At 54.2% G+C, this 23,660-nt stretch carries 23 protein-coding genes; 11 read left to right on the top strand and 12 right to left on the bottom strand.

Annotated elements, in window-relative coordinates; genetic code table 11:
- Positions 1-137: 137 nt before the first annotated feature.
- Together QPM17_RS20855 and QPM17_RS20850 are read left to right on the top strand one after the other, a co-directional pair.
- Positions 138-743, top strand: a complete 606-nt coding sequence (locus tag QPM17_RS20855) for a M15 family metallopeptidase (RefSeq protein WP_285393529.1) — start codon at positions 138-140, stop codon at positions 741-743.
- A 72-nt stretch (positions 744-815) separates the two neighbouring features.
- Entirely contained in the window at positions 816-995 is a 180-nt protein-coding gene (locus tag QPM17_RS20850) for a hypothetical protein (protein ID WP_285393528.1), read from the top strand.
- Here the strand turns inward: QPM17_RS20850 and QPM17_RS20845 are convergent.
- Positions 988-1,860, bottom strand: coding sequence for a patatin-like phospholipase family protein (locus QPM17_RS20845; RefSeq protein ID WP_285393526.1), 873 nt, complete (start codon positions 1,858-1,860; stop codon positions 988-990). The two genes, QPM17_RS20850 and QPM17_RS20845, sit on opposite strands and share 8 nt — an antisense overlap.
- Before the next feature lie 62 nt (positions 1,861-1,922).
- On the opposite strand from QPM17_RS20845, the gene QPM17_RS20840 reads away from it, so the two are divergent.
- Positions 1,923-2,378 carry a GatB/YqeY domain-containing protein gene (locus tag QPM17_RS20840; RefSeq protein ID WP_285393524.1) on the top strand — a complete coding sequence of 152 codons (456 nt, stop codon included), beginning with the start codon at positions 1,923-1,925 and terminating at the stop codon, positions 2,376-2,378.
- Here QPM17_RS20840 and QPM17_RS20835 read toward each other — a convergent pair.
- The 10 genes from QPM17_RS20835 to QPM17_RS20790 all read right to left on the bottom strand — a co-directional run bounded on the left by QPM17_RS20835 (position 2,375) and on the right by QPM17_RS20790 (position 12,752).
- Entirely contained in the window at positions 2,375-3,142 is a 768-nt protein-coding gene (locus QPM17_RS20835) for an SDR family oxidoreductase (RefSeq protein ID WP_285393522.1), read from the bottom strand. The two genes, QPM17_RS20840 and QPM17_RS20835, sit on opposite strands and share 4 nt — an antisense overlap.
- 39 nt (positions 3,143-3,181) lie before the next feature.
- The gene (locus QPM17_RS20830) at positions 3,182-4,066 is read right to left on the bottom strand and encodes a 2-oxo acid dehydrogenase subunit E2 (RefSeq protein ID WP_285393520.1); all 885 of its coding nucleotides are present in this window, start codon (positions 4,064-4,066) and stop codon (positions 3,182-3,184) included.
- Between the two features lie 20 nt (positions 4,067-4,086).
- Positions 4,087-5,385, bottom strand: a complete 1,299-nt coding sequence (locus QPM17_RS20825) for a biotin/lipoyl-containing protein (RefSeq protein WP_285393518.1) — start codon at positions 5,383-5,385, stop codon at positions 4,087-4,089.
- Positions 5,375-6,370, bottom strand: a complete 996-nt coding sequence (locus QPM17_RS20820) for an alpha-ketoacid dehydrogenase subunit beta (protein WP_285354726.1) — start codon at positions 6,368-6,370, stop codon at positions 5,375-5,377. Before QPM17_RS20820 ends, QPM17_RS20825 begins: the two co-directional genes overlap by 11 nt.
- Before the next feature lie 13 nt (positions 6,371-6,383).
- On the bottom strand, positions 6,384-7,418 hold the full coding sequence (locus QPM17_RS20815; RefSeq protein WP_285393516.1) for a thiamine pyrophosphate-dependent dehydrogenase E1 component subunit alpha: 1,035 nt from the start codon (positions 7,416-7,418) through the stop codon (positions 6,384-6,386).
- A 23-nt stretch (positions 7,419-7,441) separates the two neighbouring features.
- Positions 7,442-8,716, bottom strand: a complete 1,275-nt coding sequence (locus QPM17_RS20810; protein ID WP_285393515.1) for a TRAP transporter large permease — start codon at positions 8,714-8,716, stop codon at positions 7,442-7,444.
- A 10-nt stretch (positions 8,717-8,726) separates the two neighbouring features.
- Positions 8,727-9,257 carry a TRAP transporter small permease gene (locus QPM17_RS20805; RefSeq protein ID WP_285393513.1) on the bottom strand — a complete coding sequence of 177 codons (531 nt, stop codon included), beginning with the start codon at positions 9,255-9,257 and terminating at the stop codon, positions 8,727-8,729.
- A gap of 53 nt (positions 9,258-9,310) precedes the next feature.
- A complete protein-coding gene (locus QPM17_RS20800) occupies positions 9,311-10,219 on the bottom strand; it encodes a sialic acid TRAP transporter substrate-binding protein SiaP (protein WP_285393511.1) in 909 nt (302 codons plus the stop codon).
- Positions 10,220-10,391: 172 nt separating this feature from the next.
- Entirely contained in the window at positions 10,392-11,513 is a 1,122-nt protein-coding gene (locus QPM17_RS20795; protein WP_285393509.1) for a hypothetical protein, read from the bottom strand.
- Between the two features lie 435 nt (positions 11,514-11,948).
- Positions 11,949-12,752, bottom strand: coding sequence for an SDR family NAD(P)-dependent oxidoreductase (locus QPM17_RS20790; RefSeq protein WP_285393507.1), 804 nt, complete (start codon positions 12,750-12,752; stop codon positions 11,949-11,951).
- A gap of 165 nt (positions 12,753-12,917) precedes the next feature.
- Between QPM17_RS20790 and QPM17_RS20785 the strand changes: the two genes are divergently transcribed.
- From QPM17_RS20785 to QPM17_RS20760, 6 genes are all read left to right on the top strand, one after another.
- The gene (locus tag QPM17_RS20785; RefSeq protein ID WP_285393505.1) at positions 12,918-13,196 is read left to right on the top strand and encodes a co-chaperone GroES; all 279 of its coding nucleotides are present in this window, start codon (positions 12,918-12,920) and stop codon (positions 13,194-13,196) included.
- Between the two features lie 36 nt (positions 13,197-13,232).
- Complete coding sequence (gene groL, locus QPM17_RS20780) at positions 13,233-14,834, top strand: chaperonin GroEL (protein ID WP_285393503.1); 1,602 nt, start codon at positions 13,233-13,235, stop codon at positions 14,832-14,834.
- 128 nt (positions 14,835-14,962) lie between these two features.
- Entirely contained in the window at positions 14,963-15,937 is a 975-nt protein-coding gene (locus QPM17_RS20775) for a sugar ABC transporter substrate-binding protein (protein WP_285393501.1), read from the top strand.
- A gap of 63 nt (positions 15,938-16,000) precedes the next feature.
- Complete coding sequence (locus QPM17_RS20770; RefSeq protein WP_285393498.1) at positions 16,001-17,002, top strand: ABC transporter permease; 1,002 nt, start codon at positions 16,001-16,003, stop codon at positions 17,000-17,002.
- Positions 17,003-17,030: 28 nt separating this feature from the next.
- The gene (locus tag QPM17_RS20765; protein WP_285393496.1) at positions 17,031-17,975 is read left to right on the top strand and encodes an ABC transporter permease; all 945 of its coding nucleotides are present in this window, start codon (positions 17,031-17,033) and stop codon (positions 17,973-17,975) included.
- Positions 17,972-19,510: a sugar ABC transporter ATP-binding protein gene (locus tag QPM17_RS20760; RefSeq protein WP_285393494.1), complete on the top strand. Its 1,539-nt coding sequence runs from the start codon at positions 17,972-17,974 to the stop codon at positions 19,508-19,510. The genes QPM17_RS20765 and QPM17_RS20760 overlap by 4 nt, the downstream gene beginning before the upstream one ends.
- Positions 19,511-19,541: 31 nt before the next feature.
- Here the strand turns inward: QPM17_RS20760 and QPM17_RS20755 are convergent, their stop codons facing one another.
- Positions 19,542-20,564, bottom strand: coding sequence for a LacI family DNA-binding transcriptional regulator (locus QPM17_RS20755; protein ID WP_285393655.1), 1,023 nt, complete (start codon positions 20,562-20,564; stop codon positions 19,542-19,544).
- A 265-nt stretch (positions 20,565-20,829) separates the two neighbouring features.
- Here QPM17_RS20755 and QPM17_RS20750 point away from each other — a divergent pair, with 265 nt between their 5' ends.
- Together QPM17_RS20750 and QPM17_RS20745 are read left to right on the top strand one after the other, a co-directional pair.
- Positions 20,830-22,137, top strand: coding sequence for a M24 family metallopeptidase (locus QPM17_RS20750; protein ID WP_285354706.1), 1,308 nt, complete (start codon positions 20,830-20,832; stop codon positions 22,135-22,137).
- A gap of 46 nt (positions 22,138-22,183) precedes the next feature.
- Positions 22,184-23,641, top strand: coding sequence for an NAD-dependent succinate-semialdehyde dehydrogenase (locus QPM17_RS20745; protein ID WP_285393493.1), 1,458 nt, complete (start codon positions 22,184-22,186; stop codon positions 23,639-23,641).
- Positions 23,642-23,660: the final 19 nt, after the last annotated feature.

The raw sequence follows: 23,660 nt of genomic DNA, 5'->3' as shown, positions 1-23,660 counted from the left end.
AAGCAATTTCGCTGAAGTATGTCGCGTTCCGGAGACGACCCTATAAAACTGATCTATTCTGAAGTTTCGGAGCCCAGTGAAGTGGAGTCTGAGGTCGGGCATTCCTGCCATCACCCATATCAACCTGGAGGTTCAGGATGAGCGACAGATTGTTTGGCGAGGATGTGCTGTTCTTTCAGCGTCTGCTGAAATCAGAAGGTTTTTATCGTGGCGCGCTGGACGGGCTTTGGGGGCCGCTCTCCGAGGCTGCCGCTACCGCTTTCGATGCCGAATACGAAAAACTGAAGGACGAACTTGGCACGTTTGACCGGCGCACAGAGCAGAAGATTTCCTCCCTGTCGATCCGGGCTCAGCGGGAGGCCCGTGAGTTCATGACCCGTGCATTAAGCCGCGGTGTGAACGTAAAAATCATTTCCGGAACCCGCACCTACCATGAGCAGAATGAGCTCTTCCGACAGGGGCGCTATGGCAATCCCGGCCCGGTGGTGACGCGAGCGCGGGGTGGGCAGAGCAATCATAATTTTGGTATCGCCTGGGACATTGGCATTTTCAGAGAAGACGGTAGTTATTCCACGAGTCAGAGTGATTACGACGCCGTTGCTGAATACGCCGTTGGACCACTGGTATGGGGTGGCGATTGGCGCTCATTCAAGGATTCGCCACACTATCAGCTGGCAACGGCCCATCCCCAGATTTCCTGGGTACGGACGCGCTTTGAGCAGGGTGAACCCTATGTAGCCTGATTGCCCTGGCAATCGCGTACCATGGTGTAGGCGCACTCATGCAAAATCACACTCGCAACAAGGAGGCTGGCCATGGGGACCCTGCTGGCGATTCTCGCTGTTCTTTTTCTGGCGCTGATTATCATCATTCCGCTGGTCGAAAAATACGCGCCCAAAAATGAAACGCGTGACTACAGCAGAATCACGCGGTGGATCATACCGTTGATGGCGCTGGCTATCGTGTTGCAACTGATCAGACACTACTTCATGTGAGGCGCTTAAGGCCTTTGAGAATCTCGGGAACCTTGAAGGGTAGCAACGTCCCGGCCGCTTTTATAAGGCTGATCACAACATTCATCCGTTTGTACCATAGTACCTGGCGAATCTTTTTCTGCATTGGGCGGTAGCCTTCCTGGAAAAGTTCGTCCACACGGTCGGCATTGTTGGTAAGGCTGTAGCCGCTCAGATCCAGCGGCACCGCTATGTCTGCTTTTTTCAGTTGCTTGCGGGTATTGAAGTCGATGCCGATATTGATGGCGTTGCTGATCACGTCGAGCATATCGACCGGTTTCGGGTACCGGCCGACATGGCTCAGATCAACGGCCACGGTAATGCCGGCGCCCATTCCCGCCAGTGGTGATATCGGGACATTTTCAACCAGCCCGCCGTCTACCAGAATCCGGCCGTCTACCTCCACGGGGACAAACAGGCCGGGCACAGCCATGGACGCACAGACGGCATCTGCCAGGTTGCCTTCTCTGAAGATCAACTGCTCGCCGGTTTCTATATCCGTTGCGCAGATGGCCAGGGGAATATTGGCATCTTCAATCCGGCAATCCCCGAGATCCCGATGGATCATCTCGCGAATGGCATTGGTGCTGAACAGGCCACCGCGCTCCAGGGTAAAGTTGATAATCTTGGACAGGTTAAGCGTGGAACATATCGAAAGTATCGACTCTGCCGGGCGGCCAAAGGCGTGATAACTGGCCACCAGCGCTCCTACGCTGGTACCGGAAATACAATAAATGCGGATGTTCTCTTCCTCGAAGGCTTTCAAAACGCCAATATGAGCAATGCCCTTGGCGGCGCCGCCCCCCAGTGCAAGACCGATACGGGTATTAAAGGGGTTGAGTTTCATGCATGAACGCCTAATGTTGGTATAGAAGGAACACTCATTACTGATTTTAACAGAGGTCGACAATGGCAGAAGCATCACTCAAGGAACAATTGAACGACGCGGTAAAAAACGCGATGCGCAATAAGGACAAAACCCGGCTTACCACCCTGCGCATGGCTCAGGCGGCGGTCAGGCAGATTGAGATTGATGAACGCCGCGACCTGAGTGATGAGGACGTTCTGCAGGTGCTGGACAAAATGCTCAAGCAGCGCCGGGATGCAGCCAGTCAATACGATGATGCGGGTCGAGAGGAGCTTGGTGACAAGGAACGGGCGGAAATGGTTATTCTCGAGGAATTCATGCCCGATGCGCTTACCGAGGATGACCTGGACGGCCTGATCCGTATGACCATAAGCTCAACCGATGCCCAGGGAATGCAGGACATGGGACGCGTCATGAACGAGCTGCGTCCGCAGGTACTTGGCCGGGTCGACATGGGCCATGTGAGCAAGAAAGTGCGGGACGCGCTGGCGAGCTAATCCTCGTAAATCATCCTGCGGGTCATGCCGCCGTCGATAACGAAGTTCTGGCCGGTCACAAAGCGGGCCTCAGGCGAGACCAGGTAGGCTACCATGGCGGCTACGTCGCCGGGTGTGCCAACGCGGCCACTGGGGTGTTGCTCGTGATCGGAGGCTGACAGCGGCTCCGGGTTGGCGGGCGCATGAGCCTGCCAGGCACGGACATCAATCCAGCCCGGGCTGATGCTGTTGACCCGGACATCCGGGCCCAGGCTTATGGCCAGAGCGTGGGTCAGGGCGAGCAGGCCGCCCTTGCTGGCGGCGTAGGCCTCGCTGTCGGGCTCGGACTGCAGGGCACGGGTGGAGGCCATGTTGACGATGCTGCCCTGGCTTTGGCGCAGGTGCGAAACCGTGTGTTTTGCCATCAGGAAAGCGCCCGTCAGGTTGATGTCGATTCGCCGTTGCCACTGGGCAAGTTCAAGCATCTCAATGGGGCCCGTGTCTGGGTCCGCGAGCCCCGCATTATTGACCACCGAGTCCAGCCGGCCACCCCATTGAAGGGCACCGGCAACGGCGGAGATCACGTCGGACTCGCAGGAAACGTCCATTTCAATCAGGTGCAGGTTGCCCGGATTGCTGAAATCCTGTCTGCATGCCTGGATTGCTTCTGCGTCCTGGTCGAAGATCACCACACGCCAGCCCTTATCCAGGAAATGTGCGGCAGTGCCCTTGCCGATGCCCTGGGCGCCGCCGGTGATGATTATGACCGGGATTTGCTGTGCCATAGGTGGCAGCTCCTTTCTCTGACTATCGCTGGATCTGCCTCATACTATCATCCGTCGTGGATCGGACAGCAGGGCTGAATAGCGTGCAGAAAAACGTGCGGCATCGGCGCCATTGATCACCCGGTGGTCATAACTCAGGTCTATCGAAACCATCGGCACAGGCAGGAAAGCATCCCCGCTCCAAACTGGTACGTTTTCGGGACGTGTGAGGCCCAGAATCGCCACCTCGGGCGGATTGACGATGGGGGTGAACCCAATGCCACCGATTCCGCCCAGATTCGTGATCGTCATGGATGCTCCCCCCATTTCGTCAGCACTGATCTTTCGGTTCTGCGCTCGGGAGGCCAGATCAGCGATTTCTGTCCCGATCTGCCACAGCCCTTTGGTGTCCGCGTTGCGGATTACCGGCACCATCAGCCCATGAGCGGTATCAACGGCGATACCGATATGCACATACTCTTTGAACACCAGTGTCTTGCCGTCAGCAGAAAGTGAGGCATTGAAACGCGGGAATTCCTGCAGGCAGCGCGATAGCGCTACAACGTGGAACGCCAGCGCTGTCAACTTCACCCCTCGCGCCTGCGCTTCTGGTTTCAGTTCGCGGCGCCAGGCCTCAACTGCACTGATATCGGCGCGCTCGTGATGCGTTACTGCGGGAATGTGCGTCTGTGCAGCGGCAAGGTTAGCGGCGGCCACCTGAGCAAAACGGCTCATGGGTTCTTCACTTACTTTGCCATGCCGGGAATGATCCACGTCCCAGAGTGACGTGTCGGTGGCCGGGCCGTTGGCGGCAGTTGGTCTTGCGTTATCTAGATCGTCACGGACGATGTTCGTGCGACCCAGATCGCGAGCAAGCTCTTCGAGATTGATGCCCTTTTCCCGGGCCAATGCCCGAACCGAGGGTGGTGCGATAATATCTGTCATGATTGCGTCCGCTCCATAGTTCAGAGCAGGTGACGGAGCGGCTGCTCCATTCGACCTGCGAAATCGGAAAGAAGGGTAATGGCCGCGGAGGCATCCAGTTGTTCTGCAGCGCACTCCAGCGTCAGCTTCAGCCCGGCTCCCGAGGTCAGGACACTGAGCACCGGAGTATCTTCGGGCCCCGCCTGGACATTGCTCAGGTGGCCAAATCGCAGATCGCGCAGCCGCAGATCGGGCTCCGCCCCAGGGTCAGCTTCGGTGAGGTCGCCCAGTCGTCTTCCATGTACCGCAAACATACGCGTTCTGCCAAACGCCTCCAGCGCCACGATTGCATCGATCCGGCCCAGACTCGATCCGGCGAACGCCGCCAACATGGAGCCCACGTCGGTCAGACCGGCTTCGTCGGCAGCCCATGCAGCAAAATCATCGAGGCCAGCCGCAGTTACTTCAGCAGACAGGTAACGACCAGGAACGGCAGCAGACAGTTGCGGCGCCGCTGCTTTGGGCAGGCTCTCCAGAACTTCCAGATCCTTGACATGATAGGGTTGAGGGTGCCCCTGCTCGACCAATCGCGAAAGGTCCAGACCCCGCTCAAGGGCCAGTCGCCGTGCTTTGGGCGAAGCAAGGATGCGCCCGCTCGCTGCTGGAGCGGTCTGCGTCGGCCTTGGTGCAGGAGGCGTTGGATCCGGTTTTCTGGCGGGAGCGGGTTCTTCAGGTGCCGGTGCCGTCCGGGCCTTGAGGCTGCGACTGAAGGGCGCCTCTGGCTTTTTGCTGGAAACAATGGCGATTACGTCACCGACCGGTGCCGCTTCGCCAGGCTCTGCCAGCAGGGCCGCAACGAACCCGTCGTGCCCCGCCTCGACTTCCACGATTGACTTGTCTGTTTCTACTTCGAACAGAATCTCGCTGGCGGTTACGGCATCGCCGGGAGACTTGCGCCACGCAACGATCAGCCCGGTATCCTGCGCCATTCCCAGCGCGGGCATAATGACTTGTTCTCCGTCAGGAATTGCCGAGCTGGCCTGATCATCAGATTCCGTTGGCTTTTCCTGAGCGGCCTCTGGTGTGTTTCCGGTATCTTCGGGTGTTTCCGAGATGCGCGCGACTACTTGCCCCACCGGTACTTTCTCGCCAGCGGCAGCCGTAACATCCGTCAGGAAGCCGGAGCCCTGTGCTTCGACTTCCATCGCTGCTTTATCCGTTTCCACTTCAAACAGGGCGTCCCCTTCTGAAACCGGGTCCCCGGGGGATTTGTGCCACGTAAGAATGACACCGGTATCTTGCGCCATCCCGAGTGCTGGCATGATGACGTCAAGCGGCATGGATCATCTCCCCCGCGCAGAGCCGGCGAGCATTCTCGGCGACGCGTTCAGGTGTTGGTACTGTGAGATCTTCGAGCACAGGGCTGAAGGGCACTGGCACATCCATGGCGCCCATCCGCAGCACGGGTGCATCGAGATAGTAGAAGGCCTTTTCGTTGAGGCGACTGGCGATCTCACCGGTTATGCCATAGTTCTGGTGGCCCTCATCAATCACGATGGCGCGGCTGGTTTTGCGGACGCTCTTCAGCAAAGTGTCTTCGTCCAGCGGCACAATGGTGCGCGGGTCTATCACCTCGGCGCTGATGCCCTCGGCTTCCAGAATACGCGCGGCTTCCTCGGCTACCTGCACCATGGAGGATGTGCCGATCAGTGTGATGTCGCTACCTTCGCGCTTGATATTGGCCTCACCGAAAGGAATCAGGTATTCCTCCTCGGGTACTGGAGCTTTGTCCTGGTACATCAGCTTGTCTTCGATGATGACTACCGGGTTGTTATCCCGAATGGCGGTTTTCATCAGTCCTTTGGCTTCATAGGCCGAAGACGGCAATGCCACTTTAAGCCCAGGAATATGCGCAACCAGCACCTGCAGGGATTGGCTGTGCTGCGCGCCCGAGCGCCGAGTAGCGCCGAGATTGGTGCGCAGTACCATGGGCACGCTCAGCTTGCCACCTGACATATACTGCTGCTTGGCCGCCTGGTTGCAGAGCTGATCCATTACCAGATAGATAAAATCGCCGAACATCAGGTCGACGATGGGTCGTGCGCCGGTCAGGGCAGCACCCACGGCCAGTCCGACGAATCCGGGCTCGGAGATGGGTGTGTCAATCACCCGTTCGGTACCGAACTCTTCGACCAGGCCTGACAGTACCTTGAACGGCGTGCCTGCTTCGGCCACGTCCTCGCCGAGAATGAAGGTTGTCGGGTCGCGCCGCATCTCTTCGGCCAGCGCCTCGTTTACAGCTTGGGACAGTGTAATTTCTCTCATATCGTGATCTCCCTCAGTTTCCGGCTTGCAGCGTGGCAGGATCGGTTTCCGCGTAGACATGCATGTCTACCTCTGCGACGTCCGGATAGGCGGCGGCTTCGGCATAGGCGACGGCTTCTTTGGCGTCCTGCTTGATCTGTTCGTTCAACGCCTCGATCTCTTCTTCGGTGGCGATGCCCTGTTCGACCAGCCAGCCACGGAATCGAATGATGGGATCACGGTTTTCCTTCCAGTCAGCCTCTTCCTTTTTCGAACGGTAATACTCGCGGTTGATGTCGCCCACATGGTGGCCGTGATAGCGGTAGGTCATCAGCTCAACGAAGAAAGGCCCTTCACCATTTCGGCACCGCGCGACCAGTTTCCGGCTCAGTTCGTTGACGCCAAGAACGTCCTGTCCATCAATTGAGAACGCCTCGATGCCAAAAGCCTCCGCACGCGCTGTGATTGAGCCGGCCGCGATTTCCTCGGTCTTGGTGTATTCCGAATAACCGTTGTTCTCGCAGGCGTAGATAACCGGCAGGTTCCACAGTGCAGCCATGTTCATCACTTCGTACAGCAGGCCTTGTGCGGTGGCGCCGTCTCCGAAGAAGCATACGGTTACGTCATCCTGGCCCAGTAATTTGGCGCGTAGCGCCGAGCCGGTCGCAATCCCCATGGAGCCGCCGACAATGGCGTTGGCGCCCAGATTGCCGTGGCTCTGATCGGCGATATGCATCGAGCCGCCCTTGCCGCGGCAGTAGCCCTCCTGCTTTCCCAGCAATTCGCAGAACATCTCTTTATAGTTTGCACCCTTGGCGACACAATGCCCGTGGCCCCGGTGGGTTGAGGTAATGCGGTCGTTATCGTTCAGCGCCTCGCAGATGCCGACAGCGACGGCTTCTTCCCCGGAGTACATATGGGTCAGCCCCTGCATCTTGCCGGCAAGGTAAAGCTGGTTTGCATTGTCCTCGAAGGTGCGAATGCGCACCATCTGGGTATACATCCGCAGATAGTCGTGCTTATTCGGACTTGTGTTGGTCTTGGTCTTGGTCTTTGTTTTTGAAGTCATTGCGATTGTCCAATTTTCGACGGTTAGCGATAGAGCAGTTCCGGCAACCACATTGATATGGCCGGAACGTAGGTAATAAGGAGGAGGACGATGATCAGTGGAATGAGAAATGGTGCAGTTGCACGCACCGCACTCTCAAACCTGATGTCAGCGACCCGCGCAAGCACGTAGAGCACCATGCCTACAGGGGGGGTCAGAAGGCCCAGCATCAGGTTCAGGATCATCATGATGCCGAAGTGCACAGGATCCATTCCCAGCGCAACCACCACCGGCAACAGCACGGGAGTCAGGATGGTGATGGCTGCCACCGGCTCCATGAAGAGGCCGACAACGAGGAGCACGAGATTGATGAGCAGGAGCACCAGAACAATGTTCTGGGTGTGGCCCAGAATGGCATCCGCCACTACCTGGGTGACCTGGTTGGAGGTGAGGATCCACGAAAAGATCGAGGCGGCCGCAACGATCATAAGAACGATTGCTGTCGTTTCGATCGTGTCCAGTGAGATTGCCTTTAACTTGCGTAGATCCAGCGCTCTGTAGACGATTCCACCCAGAAGCAGGGCATAGGCGCAAGCCGCAATGGCAGCCTCGGTCGGCGTAAACAGGCCTGCCAGGATCCCGCCCACGATAATGACCGGTGTCAGCAGTGACAGAAACGCACGCCGGAACGTTTGCCAAAGGACGAACCAGGCGAAACCCGTATCACGGCCATAGCCGCGAACCTTCGCATACCAGGCCACCATAATCATCAGTGCTACCGCCATCAGCAGCCCCGGTACCAGGCCAGCGGCAAAAAGCTGACCTATGGATGTCGAAGAGATCACTCCGTAGACAACCAGGGGTAGGGAAGGCGGAATCAGTGGCCCGATGGTTGATGAGGCAGCCGTTACCCCAACGGCAAAATCACCGTCATAGCCGCCTTCCCGCATGGCCTTGATCTCGACTGTTCCCAGTCCTCCAGCATCGGCTACTGCCGCGCCTGACATGCCTGCAAACAATACTGATGCACCAATATTCACGTGCCCAAGCCCGCCACGCATCCAGCCGACCAGCGCTTTGGCAAAAGCGAAAATGCGATCGGTAATGCCGCTATGGTTCATCAGGCTGCCCGCAAGGATGAAGAAAGGCACTGCCAGTAGCGGAAAACTGTCAACGCCATTGATCATGCGATGCACAACCACTACTGCTGGCAGAGGGCTTTCAATCAGCAGGAATGCCAGTGAAGCACCGGCAAGTGCCAATGCCACCGGCAGGCCGATGACAAGAAGCAGTGCAAGTGTTCCAAAGAGGATCAGCATGATGGGCCCCTCACTCCGACAGTCCGGTGGGCACATCGGGTGCCACATCCGCTTTCCGACTGACCAGGTGCCGCCGGGCAACGATGGCCGAATAGATTGTCATTAGCGCAAAGCAGCCGGCAACAAAGCCGTAAAGTACCGACTTTGGCAGATCAATCGACGTCATCATCTGCCGGGTATTGCCCGCAAGCTCAACGCTGAGCCCGGTCAGCACGGCAAACAGCCCGATTCTCAGGAGATCTACCACGGAAGATAAACCGCGAGCTGCGCTGGCTGGCAAATAGCGATAGAAGAACTCGACCGAAATGTGGGTGTTACGCCGAACTGCGATGCAGGCGCCCGCAAAGGTAACAACGACCAAAAGATAGCGGGCGAGCTCTTCAGTCCATCCGATCGAGTTGTTAAGCACATAGCGTGTAAAAAACTGAACGAAGACCACAAGCGCCAGAACCCAGAACAGAGCTATCACCAGCCCTTCATCGAGCGCAGGAATGCGTGGGTTTTGTCCGCGTTTGTCGGGCGCGGGAACTGGATGTGGCATGTTGGGTCCCTCTTAGGCTTATGTTTTGCCAGGATTCCGCCGGCTATGCTTGATCATTTCAGGGCTTGCAGCCTGTCGAAGGTCTCGCGGTCCCAGCTCACCTCTGGACCGTGCAAGTCGTCAGCGACTGCAGCGCGGAAGGGCGCTCGATCCACTTCGGTGACGGTCGCCCCCTGCTCACGGAACCAGTCCACCAGTTCCAGTTCGGAACTGCGGATATCAGACGAGGCACCTTCGGCGGCTTCTTTCAGCACCGCCATCAGCGTTGCATAGTCCTCGTCCGGCATTTGGCCTGACACGCGGCCTGCAACGATGGTGAGCAAAGCATCCGTGATATGGCCCGTCAGGGTGATGTAATCCTGAACCTCGTAGAATTTCTTGAACTGGATCGTGGGGAGCGGATTCTCCTGGGCATCCACAACGCCCTGTTGCAGTGCCAGATAAACCTCGGAAAATGCCATTGGAGTGGCGTTGGCGCCAACGGCCTCCGGGAACATCTTGTAGAGCGAGGCGTTGGGCACACGGATTTTCATGCCTTCCATATCGGCAGGCGTTCTGATCTGACTGTTCGACGTGACATGGCGCTGGCCGTAGTAAACCAACCCGCCGATGTTGTCGCCGGTGGCATCGGCATACCCGGCGGAAAGATCGAGGAACAGATCCGAATCGCGATAGGCTTCCCAATGCGCAAAGTCACGGAACATGAAGGGGGCGCTGCCGATTGCCATCGGCCCATAGCGACGGCCTGCAAAGAACTGACCGTCATAGATGATGTCGACGGTACCGAGTTCCAGCCCTTCGGCCAGATCGGTCTGTTTGCCCAGGGAGGATGCCGGAAAAACCTCAATCGCATACCTGCCATCGGTGCGATCCTCGAAAGCCTCGGCCGCCCATTCCGCCCACTCATGGTAAGGCGACTGCGATTCGTAGACGTGGCCCCATCTCAACTCGGTCTGTGCCAAGGTGTTTCCTGAACCAGCTATCGTAAAAATGCCGGCTGCAATAACTGACGGTATACCGAATATTTTTTTCATTTTTCCTCCCGGGAATTCAATAAATCCGAAAACGAGATCAGACTCAGGTGTTTTAAAGTTTGCCTGGCAATCCGTTGCCAGAAGCTGTTTCCACTCGTTATCAGAAGTACAAAGCGCCTACGATGGTGAACTGAGTGTTCCAGGTGTCGTCATCAGGCCCGCCGTTTGCAAAGTCGGCGTTCTTGGAGGTATACACACTGACCCAGGTGTTAAAGGCGCCTCTTGAGAGATGGACGCCGGCAATGCTGAACTGTGTGTCGTCAGAGGAAATGCCGTCGTTGCTGTCACTGTCGAGAAAATCGTAATCGTGATAGAACTTGACGGTGTCAAAGACGCCAACGGACGCTGGCATTGTGTAGGAGATCCGGGTTGAGTAGACATTGCCGCTTGCCGGAATCGGTTTGCCTTGTGACAGATAAACGGTGTCCGTGGTAGCTGGGCCACCGACAGGTGCTCTGTCCAGGTTGTAGTCGTACACCATGCCCTGGAGAGTCAATGCAAAGCCACCGGCGTTGTAGTTGGCAAAAGCAGTCGCTGCCCAGTGCTCACCCCCGCTGTCATTTGTCACCGTGTTGAACAGGTCGCCATATTGACCGTTGGAACCCAGTTGCAGACTCGCCCCGTCCAGGTCAATGGTGTAAGCACCGCCACCGTGAAAGGTATTGTTTAATTCCACCTCGGAAAGGCCGTTCTGGGCGATCAGGTCAGGGCGAAAACGGGCCGTTGGTTTGCTGGTCAACTCGGCGTTTTTGGTGAAGGCGAACACCCAGTCGGCGTTGCCCTGGCTGAACTTGGTTTTGATACCCGGCTCGGAGTTGTTTGCCAGGCCGATCCACAGAGGCACGTCACTCAAAAAGCTGTTGTCATAGTAGGAGCCGTCCACGCCTGCTCCAAGTGGTTGAATAATGACGCCGACTTCAGTCGACCAGTCTTCACTGTGTTTCAGGCCGGCGTAAGTCCAGGCGGGGAAAAAGGCCTGCTGGGTAACCTGGTAATCCCATCTGGACCGGTAATAAAGCCCGCCGTCAAAATCCCCGTCGATGATCACTTCGAACTTGTCGAGAAAATACTGACCTTCCTTCTCACGGCTGGCTTCGCTACTGTCTGCGAGGATGTAGAGTGTCTCGACGCCGGCCCCGATCCTGAGGGGTGTTGAGTTCTCAAGGTCGGCTATCCGGTCTTCAATGTCGTCCATCCGGTAACCGGCTGATTCTTGCGCCATTACCGTTGACGTGCAAAGCATTGCAATCGTGCCAGCGACAGCAGATAAGCTTTGGAAATAAAACCTGGCCTTCGGTATCACACTAGTCATGGTTCTCTCCGCTTTGTTTTTGTTTACGTAGGATGTGCAACTGCACATTCAATTTTTAGCAAAAGCTCGATAATAATGCAAACGTTTGCATCAAAAAACAACTGTTCCTGCTGCAGATCATTGGTGAAAGACCGTTGATCTGGAGCGCAGGAGTTCGCCTGCGTTGGTTGCAATCAGATAGATAGAAAGGAGTGGGTAAAAAAAGCGCCAGCAGAATGCTGGCGCAAGCTCCCTTTGACAAGGGGGTAGGAAACAACACTACACAACAACAATGGAATGCCGGTTTAGCGTCGGGGCATCATTGATGTAGAACTATCCAACAGGGATCCGTGGAGTTCGGGTTCCTCACTGGAGTACGATACCGCCATCGATCATCAGCAGTTGCCCCGTCATATAGTCAGATTCGCTGCTGGCGAGGAAAGAGGCTGTTCCTACGATGTCCTCTGGATAGGAGTAGCGTTTCATCAGGATCATTTTTTCGGCCAGTTCGTCCATCGACTGCCCCTGCTTTTCAAACTTCCCGATGGCAACAAGATCCTTGTCCAGTTGTTCCCACAATTCCGTCCTGACAACACCCGGCCCGTAGCCATTAACCGTAATGTTGTGGTCAACCAGTGCTTTGGCGCCACCGTTGATCATTGCCTGGACTGCGTGTTTGCTGCATGAGTATGGGATAACATCGTCGAATGCCTGTCGGCTGAGAATCGAGCCGACATTGATGATTTTATAGGGGCCATTTTCTTTGCCCTGCGCAATCATCTGCTTTGCGGCCTCCTGCATGCCAACCAGGCACCCCCAGCCATTCACGTCCATGATCTGGCGCCAGTTTTCCTCAGTGATATCGAGAAACATAAGCGGTTTGTTGATGCCCGCATTATTAAGCATAACGTTCAGGCTGCCAAAGGCGTCGACAGTAGCCTGGACTGCTGCCTTCATCTGTTCCCGGCTGGTAACGTCCAGAGAAACCGCTATGGCCTCGCCGCCGTTCTCCTTGATGCGGGAAACAACTTCCTGGCACCCTTCAATGTTGATATCCGCTACACAGACCTTTGCGCCTTGCGCCGCGTAGTGCTCCGCTACAGCCGCGCCAATGCCTCTGGCAGCCCCGGTGATCAGGCAGTTCTTGCCTTGTAAACGCGTCTTGTCCATATCATCTCCCAGCTTTTGTCTTTGTTTGGGTTTCGAGTAGTAAAACAAGTTTAGCGAAGCGATTTTACAAATGCAAACGATTGCGCTACATTGATTTGAACAATTTGCTTTGTGTGCAATAAATATAAGCAACAACAAAGAATTTACCAATCGGAGAAATTTATTATGACGCTGCACCCCGCCCCAGACCGTGTTGTTTTGGAATTGATAGAGCAACGGCACGAATCCGCCCAGGGAATTGTTATGTCGAACAGAAGCTCCGGAGAGTCGCCAAAAGGACGTGTTGTTGAGATTGGCTATGGCGCCAGAACCCGCCTGGAAGGTCTTCAGCAGGGCGACACTGTTTTCTTTGTCGCCGGGCAGGGAGAAGTAGTGGCGGACGGTGGTGATAGTAAAGTGATTATTCACACCGACGATGTGCTCGCCTGGGCCAGCAACCAGTAAATATTTTTATCGAAATTATTCAGGAGCTTATTGCTTATGTCAGCCAAGCACATCCAGTTCAATCAGGAAGCCCGGAACTCACTGTTGCGCGGAATCAACACACTCGGCGATGCCGTCAAAGCCACACTCGGCCCTTGTGGGCGGCACGTGGTGATCAGCAAGAAGGATCGCTTGCCATATGTAACAAAGGATGGGGTGTCGGTTGCAAAGGAAACGGAATTATCCGACGAGATAGAAGATACGGGAGCGCGCCTTGCACGCAATGTTGCATCCAAGGTTAATGAAGAAGTAGGCGATGGCACCACAACGGCAACGGTTCTTGCTCAGGCACTGATGAATGAAGGCATGAGGGCCGTTGCGGCAAACATGAGCCCGGTTGCTATCAAGCGGGGTATAGAGAGGGCAACAAAAGATGCAGTGGATGCTCTCAATTCCATGTCACGGCCGTGCAATGAGCCTGAATCCATTCGCCGTATCGCGACTATCTCTGCTAATGGCGACACAGCGATCGGTGGAATGATTGCCGATGCCATGAGCGAGATTGGTATTGAGGGCGTGATCACGGTTGAGGATGGTACCGGTCTTGATCTGGAACTGAAGTTGGTCAAGGGCATGCAGTTTGACCGCGGGTATGCCTCGCCTCATTTCATAAACGACCATAAAAGCATGTCGGTGGATCTCGAAAATCCGCTGATTCTGCCGATCGATGGAAAGTTTGATTCGTTCAATGACCTGGTCCCTCTATTGGAAACAGTAGGGAGGGAGCGACGCCCACTGCTGGTCATTGCCGAAGAGTTTGAGCACGACACGCTGCCTACGCTGATCGTTAACCACATGAAAGGCCGGGTAAAAGTGGCGGCTGTTAAATCACCGGGTTTTGGTGACCGGCGTAAAAACATGATTGCCGACATAGCCGTATTGACCGGCGCCCGGCTGGTATCAAGCGAGCTGGGCGTTACCATCGCTGACCTCCAGGAGCCGGATTTGGGCAGCGCCAGACGAGTCGTAATAAACCAGGATACCTGCACCATTATCGATGGCTCTGGTGACCCGGAAGCGATCACCGATCGCATCGACCAGATCAAGCAGCAGATACCCGATGCGTTTTCAGACTATGACCGGGAAAAACTGATGCAGCGAAAGGCGAGGCTTTCCGGTGGCATTGGCGTTATCAGGGTCGGTGCCGCGACAGAAGTCGAGCTGGAAGAGAGAAAGGACCGTATTGGTGATGCCATTCAGGCTACGCGTGCAGCCGTCGAGGAAGGCTATGTGCCGGGAGGTGGTGTATCGCTGATACGGGTGATCGAAAAGATGCAGTCACCGGCAGAGCTGACGCCTGATGAAGCGGCCGGATACGCGCTTACCATCAGGGCCCTGGAGGCTCCACTCTCAACCATTGCAGAAAATGCCGGCCTGGTCCCCGGAGTTATCATCGAGAATATTCTGGGCGGGAGCCTGGACTACGGTCTGAACGCAGCAACAGGAAACATAGAGCACCTGTTTGAGTCCGGCATCATAGATCCTACCAAAGTCACCAGGCTGGCGCTGCAGACGGCATCCTCACTGGCGACACTGTTAATTACGACGGAAGTTCTGCTTGTTGAGAAAGGGCAGGTGGAGGAGGGGCACCAGCACTGATGGTCAGCTCAAAAAATTGTAAAAAAGTAGTGCAAACGATTGCATTATTGCTTGCACTCTGCAACGATTAACAATGAGGTTTCATTAACTCTCATGTCCGTAAAAAAACAAGCAACGGAGTCAAAACAATGAAAGTTCAGATCAGTTCAGTTCGCACTATCCGGGAGCTCGGCAAAATTTCTCTTCTTGCCGGCTCACTCAGCCTGGGGTTGTCAGGGATGGCGCAGGCGGAAACTTTCAGGATTGGTATTACCCAGAACAATGTAGGCGTAGACAGCTACCAGACTACCTATGAGCAGGCCTTCGAAGAGGCCGCTGATGAGGCAGACAACGTGGAAGTCGTCGTTCTTGATGCTGGCGGTGATGTCGCCCGCCAGATTTCACAGGTAAGGAATCTGATCCAGCAGCAGGTTGATGTGATCATCATCTGGCCGACAGATGGCCAGGCGGTAGTTCCTGCAATTAACGGTGCCAAAAATGCGGGCATTCCTGTAGTGGTAACCAATTCGAATATTGCTGAGGCAGGTCAGCCGCTGATTGCAGCTTTTTCCGGGCCTAACAATATCCAGCAGGGCGCTTATGCCGCAGAAATGATGTGCGACCAGCTTGGTGGCAAGGGCGATATTGTTCAGATTACCGGGCAACCCGGGTATACCACTGCCATTGAGCGGCAAAAAGGCTTTGAAGACCGTCTTCCCGAAGTATGCCCGGATGTGAAAATTCTCGATTCACAGCCAGGCGACTGGAATCGTGCGAAAGCCCAGCGCACGATGGAGGACTTCCTGACCCGATATGACAAAATCGATGGCGTTTACGCTGCCGACGACAATATGGGGGTCGGTGCACTGAATGCTGCGAAATCGGAAGACCGTGCCGACGAGATCGTCTTCATTGGTGCCACCAACTTCGCGGTTGGTTATGAGGCCATGGCTCGGGGTGAATACCATGGCTCGGTGTACCAGTCACCCGCAGAGGATGCGCGCAATGCTTTAAACATTGCTATTGCGGTTGCCCAAGGGAAAGAAGTGAACAAGATGAGTTATTTTGACACTCCGAAGATTACCCAGGAAAACATGGACGAATTCGAAAAGCCTGTTTTCTGAGCCGGGATATCTGACAGTAAAAGGAGCCCTTGCATCAAGGGCTCCGGTTAGTGGGGTCAAATAATGAAAGCTTTATTGGATTCTTTCAAACCGGGATTAAAAGGTGGCGAAATATCTCCGCTTCAGTTTTTTGGAAAGCATGGTATTTCGGTAGCCTTTATTCTCTGCGTCGTCATTTTTTCGCTGTCGACTCAAAAATTTCTCAGTACTGATAATTTCCTGACCGTGGTGATGCAGGCGTCCATTATCGGGACCATTGCGCTCGGTGTGACTTTTGTTGTCATCGGGGGAAATCTGGATCTGTCTGTAGGTTCGTTATTATCTTTTGCCACTGTTCTGGTAGTCGATCTTCATGACAAGGTGGGGCCTGGGGCGGCAATCCTGCTGATGTTTGTCTTTACGTTGCTGATTGGTTCAGTTAACGGATATCTAATCGGTTATCTACGTTTGAATTCACTGATTGTCACCCTGGGTATGTTATCCGCTATACAGGGCATTACCCTCGTTTATTCAGGTGGTAAAAATGTTGATATATCTGATCAGGAAAACACCTGGTTTGCGTTTTTTGGACGAGAAGAGCTTTTTGGGATTCCGATACCAGCACTGATATTCATAGTGCTTGGTATTGTTCTACAGATTGTTCTTCTGAAAAGTGGTTTCGGGCGCAAGATATTTGCCATTGGCGGTAACGCAACCGCTTCACTATTCTCCGGCCTACGCAGAAATCGTCTTGTATTCAGTACCTATTTGTTATCAGCGTTCACCACGGGTTGTGCTGCCCTGATTCTGGGCTCCCGTGTGATGGGATCCCAGAATAATGTTGGTGAAGGCTACGAGTTACTTGTACTTGCTGGTGTCATCCTCGGCGGGACCAGCCTTCTGGGCGGCTCAGGAAGTATTGCGAGAACCGTCATCGGGGTACTGATTCTGGCAATGATTCAGAATGGACTGCTGCTGCTGGGCTTCCCCTACTATACCCAGTGGCTGGTTACCTGGGTGGTTATTATTGTAGCAGTCTGGCTAGACATAGCTGCCAAGCGTGGCAAGCTATTCAGCACTTATTAAAACCCGAAATATGACGGGGATAATGACAATGAATCGTATAATTAACTTGATAACAAGACAGCCGATATGGATATTTGTTTTTATCTGTATTGTCTTCTTCAGTTTTTCATCACCTTATTTTTTGGACATCAGGAATTTCAGTAATATTCTGTTGCAGGCCTCGACAATCGGCTTGATTGCTCTTGGGATGACATTCGTCATGATCAACGGCAATATCGATTTATCGGTTGGAGCGACCCTCGCGCTTGCAGCAAGTCTTGCCGTAGGTTTGCAGCCGCAACTGGGAATTATGGGAGCGGTATTGGTAGGACTGCTCTCCGGTATTCTGATTGGCGCGCTGAATGGAATAATCGCCTGGAAAACCGGTGTTGACGCATTTATTGTAACTCTTGGCGCGATGATAGGGGTGAGAGGGCTGGTATTCATTTACACCGAAGAGCAGGCTTTCTACGCGTACGATTTGGCCTATTCGGATTTTGGTGCCAGTTCGTTGTTTGGCATACCTGTGCTGGCGCTCATTTTTATATTTTTAACAATAACTGCACATCTGGTATTGAAATATACGATCCATGGACGAAATGTTTTTGCTGTTGGCGGTAACCGGGTTGCTGCCAAAGAGGCCGGCATTCGTGTCGGGCCGCATATGTTACTGAATTTTATTCTAATAGGCTTCCTGGCTGCTCTTTCAGGTATTCTGTTATCTACTCAAATGGGCGCATCAACGCCGAATCTTGGCCGCAATTATGAGCTTTGGACGATCACCGCGGTCGTCCTGGGGGGGACGCGTCTTACGGGTGGCTTTGGCAGTATCATCGGAACCCTTGGCGGCGTTCTTGCCATCGCGATACTCAGAAATGGAATGAATCTGCTTCAGGTACCGTCGTTCTATGTGCTTATTATTCTGGGCTCGATTCTAATCATTGTTCTGTTTATTGATAAGCGCTTCTCCGAGCCGAAGGGAGTGGGAGCATGAGTACACAAGCCGAGTTGAAAGAATCGATAAACCCGCGGTCAAAAGAAAACTGCTTGCTGGTACTGAAAAATGTCAGTAAATCGTTCCCTGGTGTAAAGGCACTGGACGGTGTGGATCTTGATGTCCGCGCGGGAGAAGTTCATGCACTTCTTGGTGAAAACGGAGCCGGGAAATCCACCCTGATGAAGATCCTGGCCGGCATCTACCAGCCGGATGGGGGTGAGGTTATTCTTGAGGATCAGCTGGTACATATGTCGAGCCCTATAGAGGCACGGGAACACGGAGTGTTGCTGATCCACCAGGAGCTTTCCCTGGTTCCGGACATGACAGTGGCCGAGAACGTATTCCTGGGGAACATTCCCCGGTTCGCCAACATATTCGTCAACAATCGCCATCTGAATGATCGCTGTGGAGAAATTCTCACCCGCCTCAATTGCAAATTCGAGGCTACGGAACGTCTTGGCAACCTTTCGATTGCGAATCAGCAGATGGTGGAAATCGCACGTGCCCTGGTGTTCCAGCCCAAAGTTGTTGTGTTCGATGAGCCAACGGCTTCTTTGACGGACTACGAAAAAGTGGTGCTTTTCGGTGTCATCAGGGAGCTGAAGGAAAGCGGCACAGCCATTGTTTACATCTCACACCGGATGGATGAGATTTTTGAGCTTTCTGACCGTATTTCGGTGTTACGTGATGGCACCTACCAGGGCACTTTTGAAACCGCGCAAACCAATGAAGACGAAGTGACGCAACGTATGATCGGCCGTGACCTGGATGCCGATATCGAGCATCAGCCTCCGGAGCTGGGAATCAAAGCTCTGAAGGTCGATGGCCTGGGCATTGAGGGTTTGTACTCCGATATCTCGTTCGATGTTCATGTGGGCGAAGTTGTCGGATTCTATGGCCTGGTCGGGGCTGGCCGAACCGAGGTTATGGAAACCATTTTCGGCCTGCGCAAGCCTGATAGCGGAAGTGTTCAGATCAACGGCGAAGACCTGATCATCAACTCTCCCTCTGATGCCATTGACCATGGCCTTGGCCTGGTGCCAGAGAGTCGCAAGGAGCAGGGCCTGGTTCTTGGTATGAGCTGCAAGGACAACACCACGTTGGCCAATATCAGAAAATTCACCAGATTCGGCTGGATAGATACCGCCGCGGAAAGAGCCATATTCGAAGAGTATATGGAAAAACTTCGTATCAAATGCCCCGGCTGGGAATATGAAACTCTCAACCTCAGTGGTGGTAACCAGCAGAAGGTGGTCATTGGCAAATGGTTAAGTACCTCGCCAAAGATCCTCATCCTCGACGAGCCCACCAGAGGCATTGATGTTGGCTCGAAGTCAGAGATCCATCACCTGATCAGGGAACTGGCTAAATCCGGGCTGGCTGTGATCGTTGTCAGCTCTGAAATGCCGGAGGTGCTGACCGTAAGTGACCGGATTATTGCGATGTACGATGGCAGCATAACCCAATGCTTTGACCGTAATGAGGTAACTGAAGACACGCTGATCAGGGCAATCACTGGCCAGACTGTGTGACGTTTGTATCAGCAATCTTTGTCAGGCGGCTCTAGGTGGAGCCGCTTTTTTTCTTACTCGCGATCAAGGGAGCCGTTGACTTTCTGATGACGAGTTTGGGCTTGAGCAGCACTTCCTCATTGTAGTCAACGTTGTCGGCTTTTATTCGCTTCAGCAGCAGTTCCGCAGACCGTTCCCCCATCTGGAAATGCGGAATTGAGACCGTGGTCAGAGGTGTCGCAAACCAGTCGAGGTAGGGCATATTGTTAAAACCTACTATGGACATCCTCTTCGGACAGGTATATCCAAACTGTTTCAGGGCAGTAAAACAGCCCAGGGCGATCAGGTCGTTTGATGCAATAATCGCTGTAGCGTCCGGGTTTTGCCCAAGAAATACTGACATTGCCTGCTCGCCGGCGGCTTCTGACAAAGCGTGAGCCTCTACGATGCGGTGAGGTTCCACCTCAAGGTCATGTTCCGCCATTGTCCGTGTGAAGGCGCGTAGCCGGATGTATGAAACCGAGATGTTCTTGGGGCCGGCAATAAAGCCGATTTTACGGTGGCCCAGATCCAGCAGGTGATCCACGGCCATCTTGATGCCCAATGAGTCGTCCACCTTTACCGTATCTACATCGCCCTGATCGACCACACGGTTTACCAGAACCAGGGGTATTCCCTGACTCTTGCACAAATCCACGACGCTATCCGTACGAAATGCAGCCGCGTATATAATGCCGTCGACGCCTCGGCTGATGAGCCTCTCCACTTCGGTATGGGCAGTACCCTCGTTATTTTCGCTATAAGCCAGGAAAGCCGTGTACCCATACTGATCAAGGACGCTCTGTATACCCCGTATGATCGGTGGAAACACAGGGTTCATCAGGTCCGGAATAATCATGCCAATGGTTTTGGTGCTTCCCATCTTGAGGGCGTATGCGGCGGCATTCTGTTTGTACCCCATCTCCTGGGCAGCTTTTCTCACACGCTTTACGACATCAGGGGAAATCATCTCACTCGATTTCTCACTCAAGGCGCGTGAAACCGTGGAGGTGTTGATGTTGAGGTGTTCTGCCAAATCGCGAAGTGTTACCCGTTTCCTTTGTACCAAAACTAAATTCCAGTATTTGAGAGGGAGTTGGAAAACGACGTGACACCACGTCGCGAGCTTCTGCGTTCGATTATCTCGAATACCTAGTTCCTTGAATTATACACGAACCTGGCTACCCAAACGCCTTTCGAGACCTTTTTAATTGAATAACGCAAACGTTTGCACTAGAGTATGGATTGTTAGTTCCATAAGCAGAACAGGCTTATCTTTGCCGCCGCATTGAGGAGGAGTCATGGCTAAGACCGTAAAACCGAGCGAGCCAACCATTGTTCGTTCTGAGGATGTCGATCCTCACTGGGTATGGGGACGCCCTATACCCGCACCGGGCAGGATGAATGTAGATTTTGAAGAGCGGGTAAACTATGACCGCCTGCATCGCTACAGAACGGCCAGAGCGCGGGAAGCTCTGGCTGGCTCCGATCTGGGGGCTATTCTGTGTTTCGACAACAACAACATCCGGTATCTCACCAGTTCCGTTATTGGTGAATGGACCAGAGACAAGTTCTGTCGCTACGCCTTGTTCACGGGGAATTCCGATCCCTACCTTTGGGACTTCGGTTCAGCCGCTGCCCATCACCGTATTTATGCCCCCTGGCTGAAGCAGGAGCGGTGTCGTGCGGGCATGCTCGGACTGAGAGGGTCCATTGGTAAGGAGGCTGGCCTTTTCAAGCGCGCTGCCGAAGAGATCCGGGATATCCTGAAAGCCGAGGGCGTTGCCGACATGCCGGTTGGCGTGGATGTTTGCGAACCACCTATGTTATTCGCGCTTCAGGAAGCCGGCCTGGAAATCAGGGATGTGCAGCAGGTCATGCTGGATGCGCGCCAGATCAAGAGCCAGGATGAAATCACGCTCCTGAATATGGCGGCCACGATGGTGGATGGTGCCTACGATCACCTGGCTGAAAAGCTGCGCCCGGGCACCCGGGAAAACGAGATGGTGGCTCTGGTCAACAAGTTCCTTTACGACAACGGCTCCGATGATGTAGAGGCAATCAACGCCGTATCCGGTGAGCGCTGCTGTCCGCACCCCCATAACTTCACCGACCGCATGTACCGGCCGGGGGATCAGGCATTTTTCGATATTATTCAAGCCTTCATGGGGTATCGCACCTGTTACTACCGCACCCTGAATATCGGCAGTTCGACCAAGTCGCAGGAAGACGCCTACAAACAGGCGCGGGAATGGATTGATTCAGCCATTGAGCTGGTTAAGCCGGGTATGACCACCGATAAGATTGCCGCTGTCTGGCCCAAGGCGACTGACTTTGGCTTCGCTAACGAGATGGAGGCCTTTGGCCTGCAGTTTGGCCACGGCCTGGGAATGGCGCTGCACGAACGTCCCATTATCAGTCGGCTTGTGTCGTTTGATAGCCCGTTCGAGTTGCAGGAGGGAATGGTTTTCGCACTGGAGACGTATTGTCCTGCTGCTGATGGCAATGGCGCCGCTCGTATCGAGGAGGAAGTTGTGGTGACTCCGGATGGTTGCCAGGTGATCACGCTATTCCCGTCAAAGGAATTGTTTATTGCGAACAAATATTGATCGGTAATAGATCCAAAGGCGAATCCAGAATCAGGGAGTCTACGGTTTGAAAGCATATATTGAAGAAATTGGGCAAAGCATACCCAACGGGCTGTTTATCAACGGCGAGTGGATCACTGAAACCAGTGGCAAGATTGAGGTGGTTAATCCTGCCACCGAGAAAGTCGTCGCCATTGTGCCCAGTTGCACGTCTGAGCATGCAAAGCTGGCTCTGGACGCCTGTGAAGGGGCCGCGAAGGAGTGGATGGCGCTGACCCCACGTGAGCGCTCCGAAGTCTTGCGATCTGTTTTCGACACCATGCAGAAAGAAAAAGACACCATTGCCAGATTGATCACGCTTGAGGAAGGAAAAACCCTCAAGGAGTCAACCGGTGAGGTCGATTATGCCTCGGAGTTCTTTCGTTGGTATGGTGAGGAGTCGCTGCGTCTGGGGGGCGAAATGCGTCCATCTCCCAGTGGCAAGCACACCATCGTTGTGACCCATCAGCCGGTGGGTACGGCTTTGCTGATCACGCCCTGGAACTTTCCGGCGGCGATGATCACCCGGAAAATTGCACCTGCCATTGCGGCCGGTTGTGGCGTGATCGTCAAGCCGCCGAAAGAGACACCGCTGACCTCAATGTATCTTGCAGATCTGATGCAACGATGTGGTGTTCCTGACGGCCTTGTTAACATTCTGACAACGGATGATGCCGGTGCTCTCACCGATACACTGGTAAAGGATGCGCGGCTTCGGAAAATTTCCTTTACCGGCAGCACGGGTGTCGGGCGGCTTCTGCTTGGTTCCGCTGCTGAAAGAATCCTCAACACATCGATGGAGCTTGGCGGAAACGCGCCTCTGATTGTCTGTGACGATGCAGACATCGACACGGCTATTGAAGGGGCGTTTCTTGCCAAGATGCGCAATGCTGGCGAGTCCTGTATTGCTGCGAACCGGCTCTACGTTCACGACTCCATATACGACGAGTTCTGTAGCCGACTGGTAGAGCGGTTCTCCAACCTGAAAGTGGGTAATGGTCTCGAAGCGGACGTGGATGTCGGTCCTATCATTTCCCGTAAAGAGCTGGAAAAACTGCAGGCCATTATTGCTGAAGCCGTCAGCGATGGCGCCACCGTTGAAACCGGTGGTACGACGCTTCACGAGGAAGGGTTTTTCTTTGCACCAACCGTGCTGAGTAACGTCAAATCGGATTCCCGTATTCTTGACCAGGAAGTGTTCGGTCCTATTGCGCCCCTGGTGCGTTTCAGGGACGTCGAGTCCGTTATCCAGCAGGCTAACGACACACCTTATGGTCTGGCCGCCTATGTTTTCAGTCGCGATGTTGGCAAGGCCATGCGAATTGCTCAGAGAATTAACGCGGGTATTGTTGGCGTCAACCGGGGGTTTGTATCAGACCCGGCTGCTCCGTTTGGTGGTATGAAAGAGAGTGGTATAGGCCGGGAAGGCGCTCAGGACGGCATAAAAGAGTTCCTGGAGACTCAGTACATTGCTACGTCCTGGTAAGCCTGCTTACACGCAAAGA

It is taken from the genome of Marinobacter azerbaijanicus (assembly GCF_030250645.1).
Classification (GTDB): Bacteria; Pseudomonadota; Gammaproteobacteria; order Pseudomonadales; family Oleiphilaceae; genus Marinobacter; species Marinobacter azerbaijanicus.
This window is presented reverse-complemented; position numbering and strand designations above follow the sequence as displayed.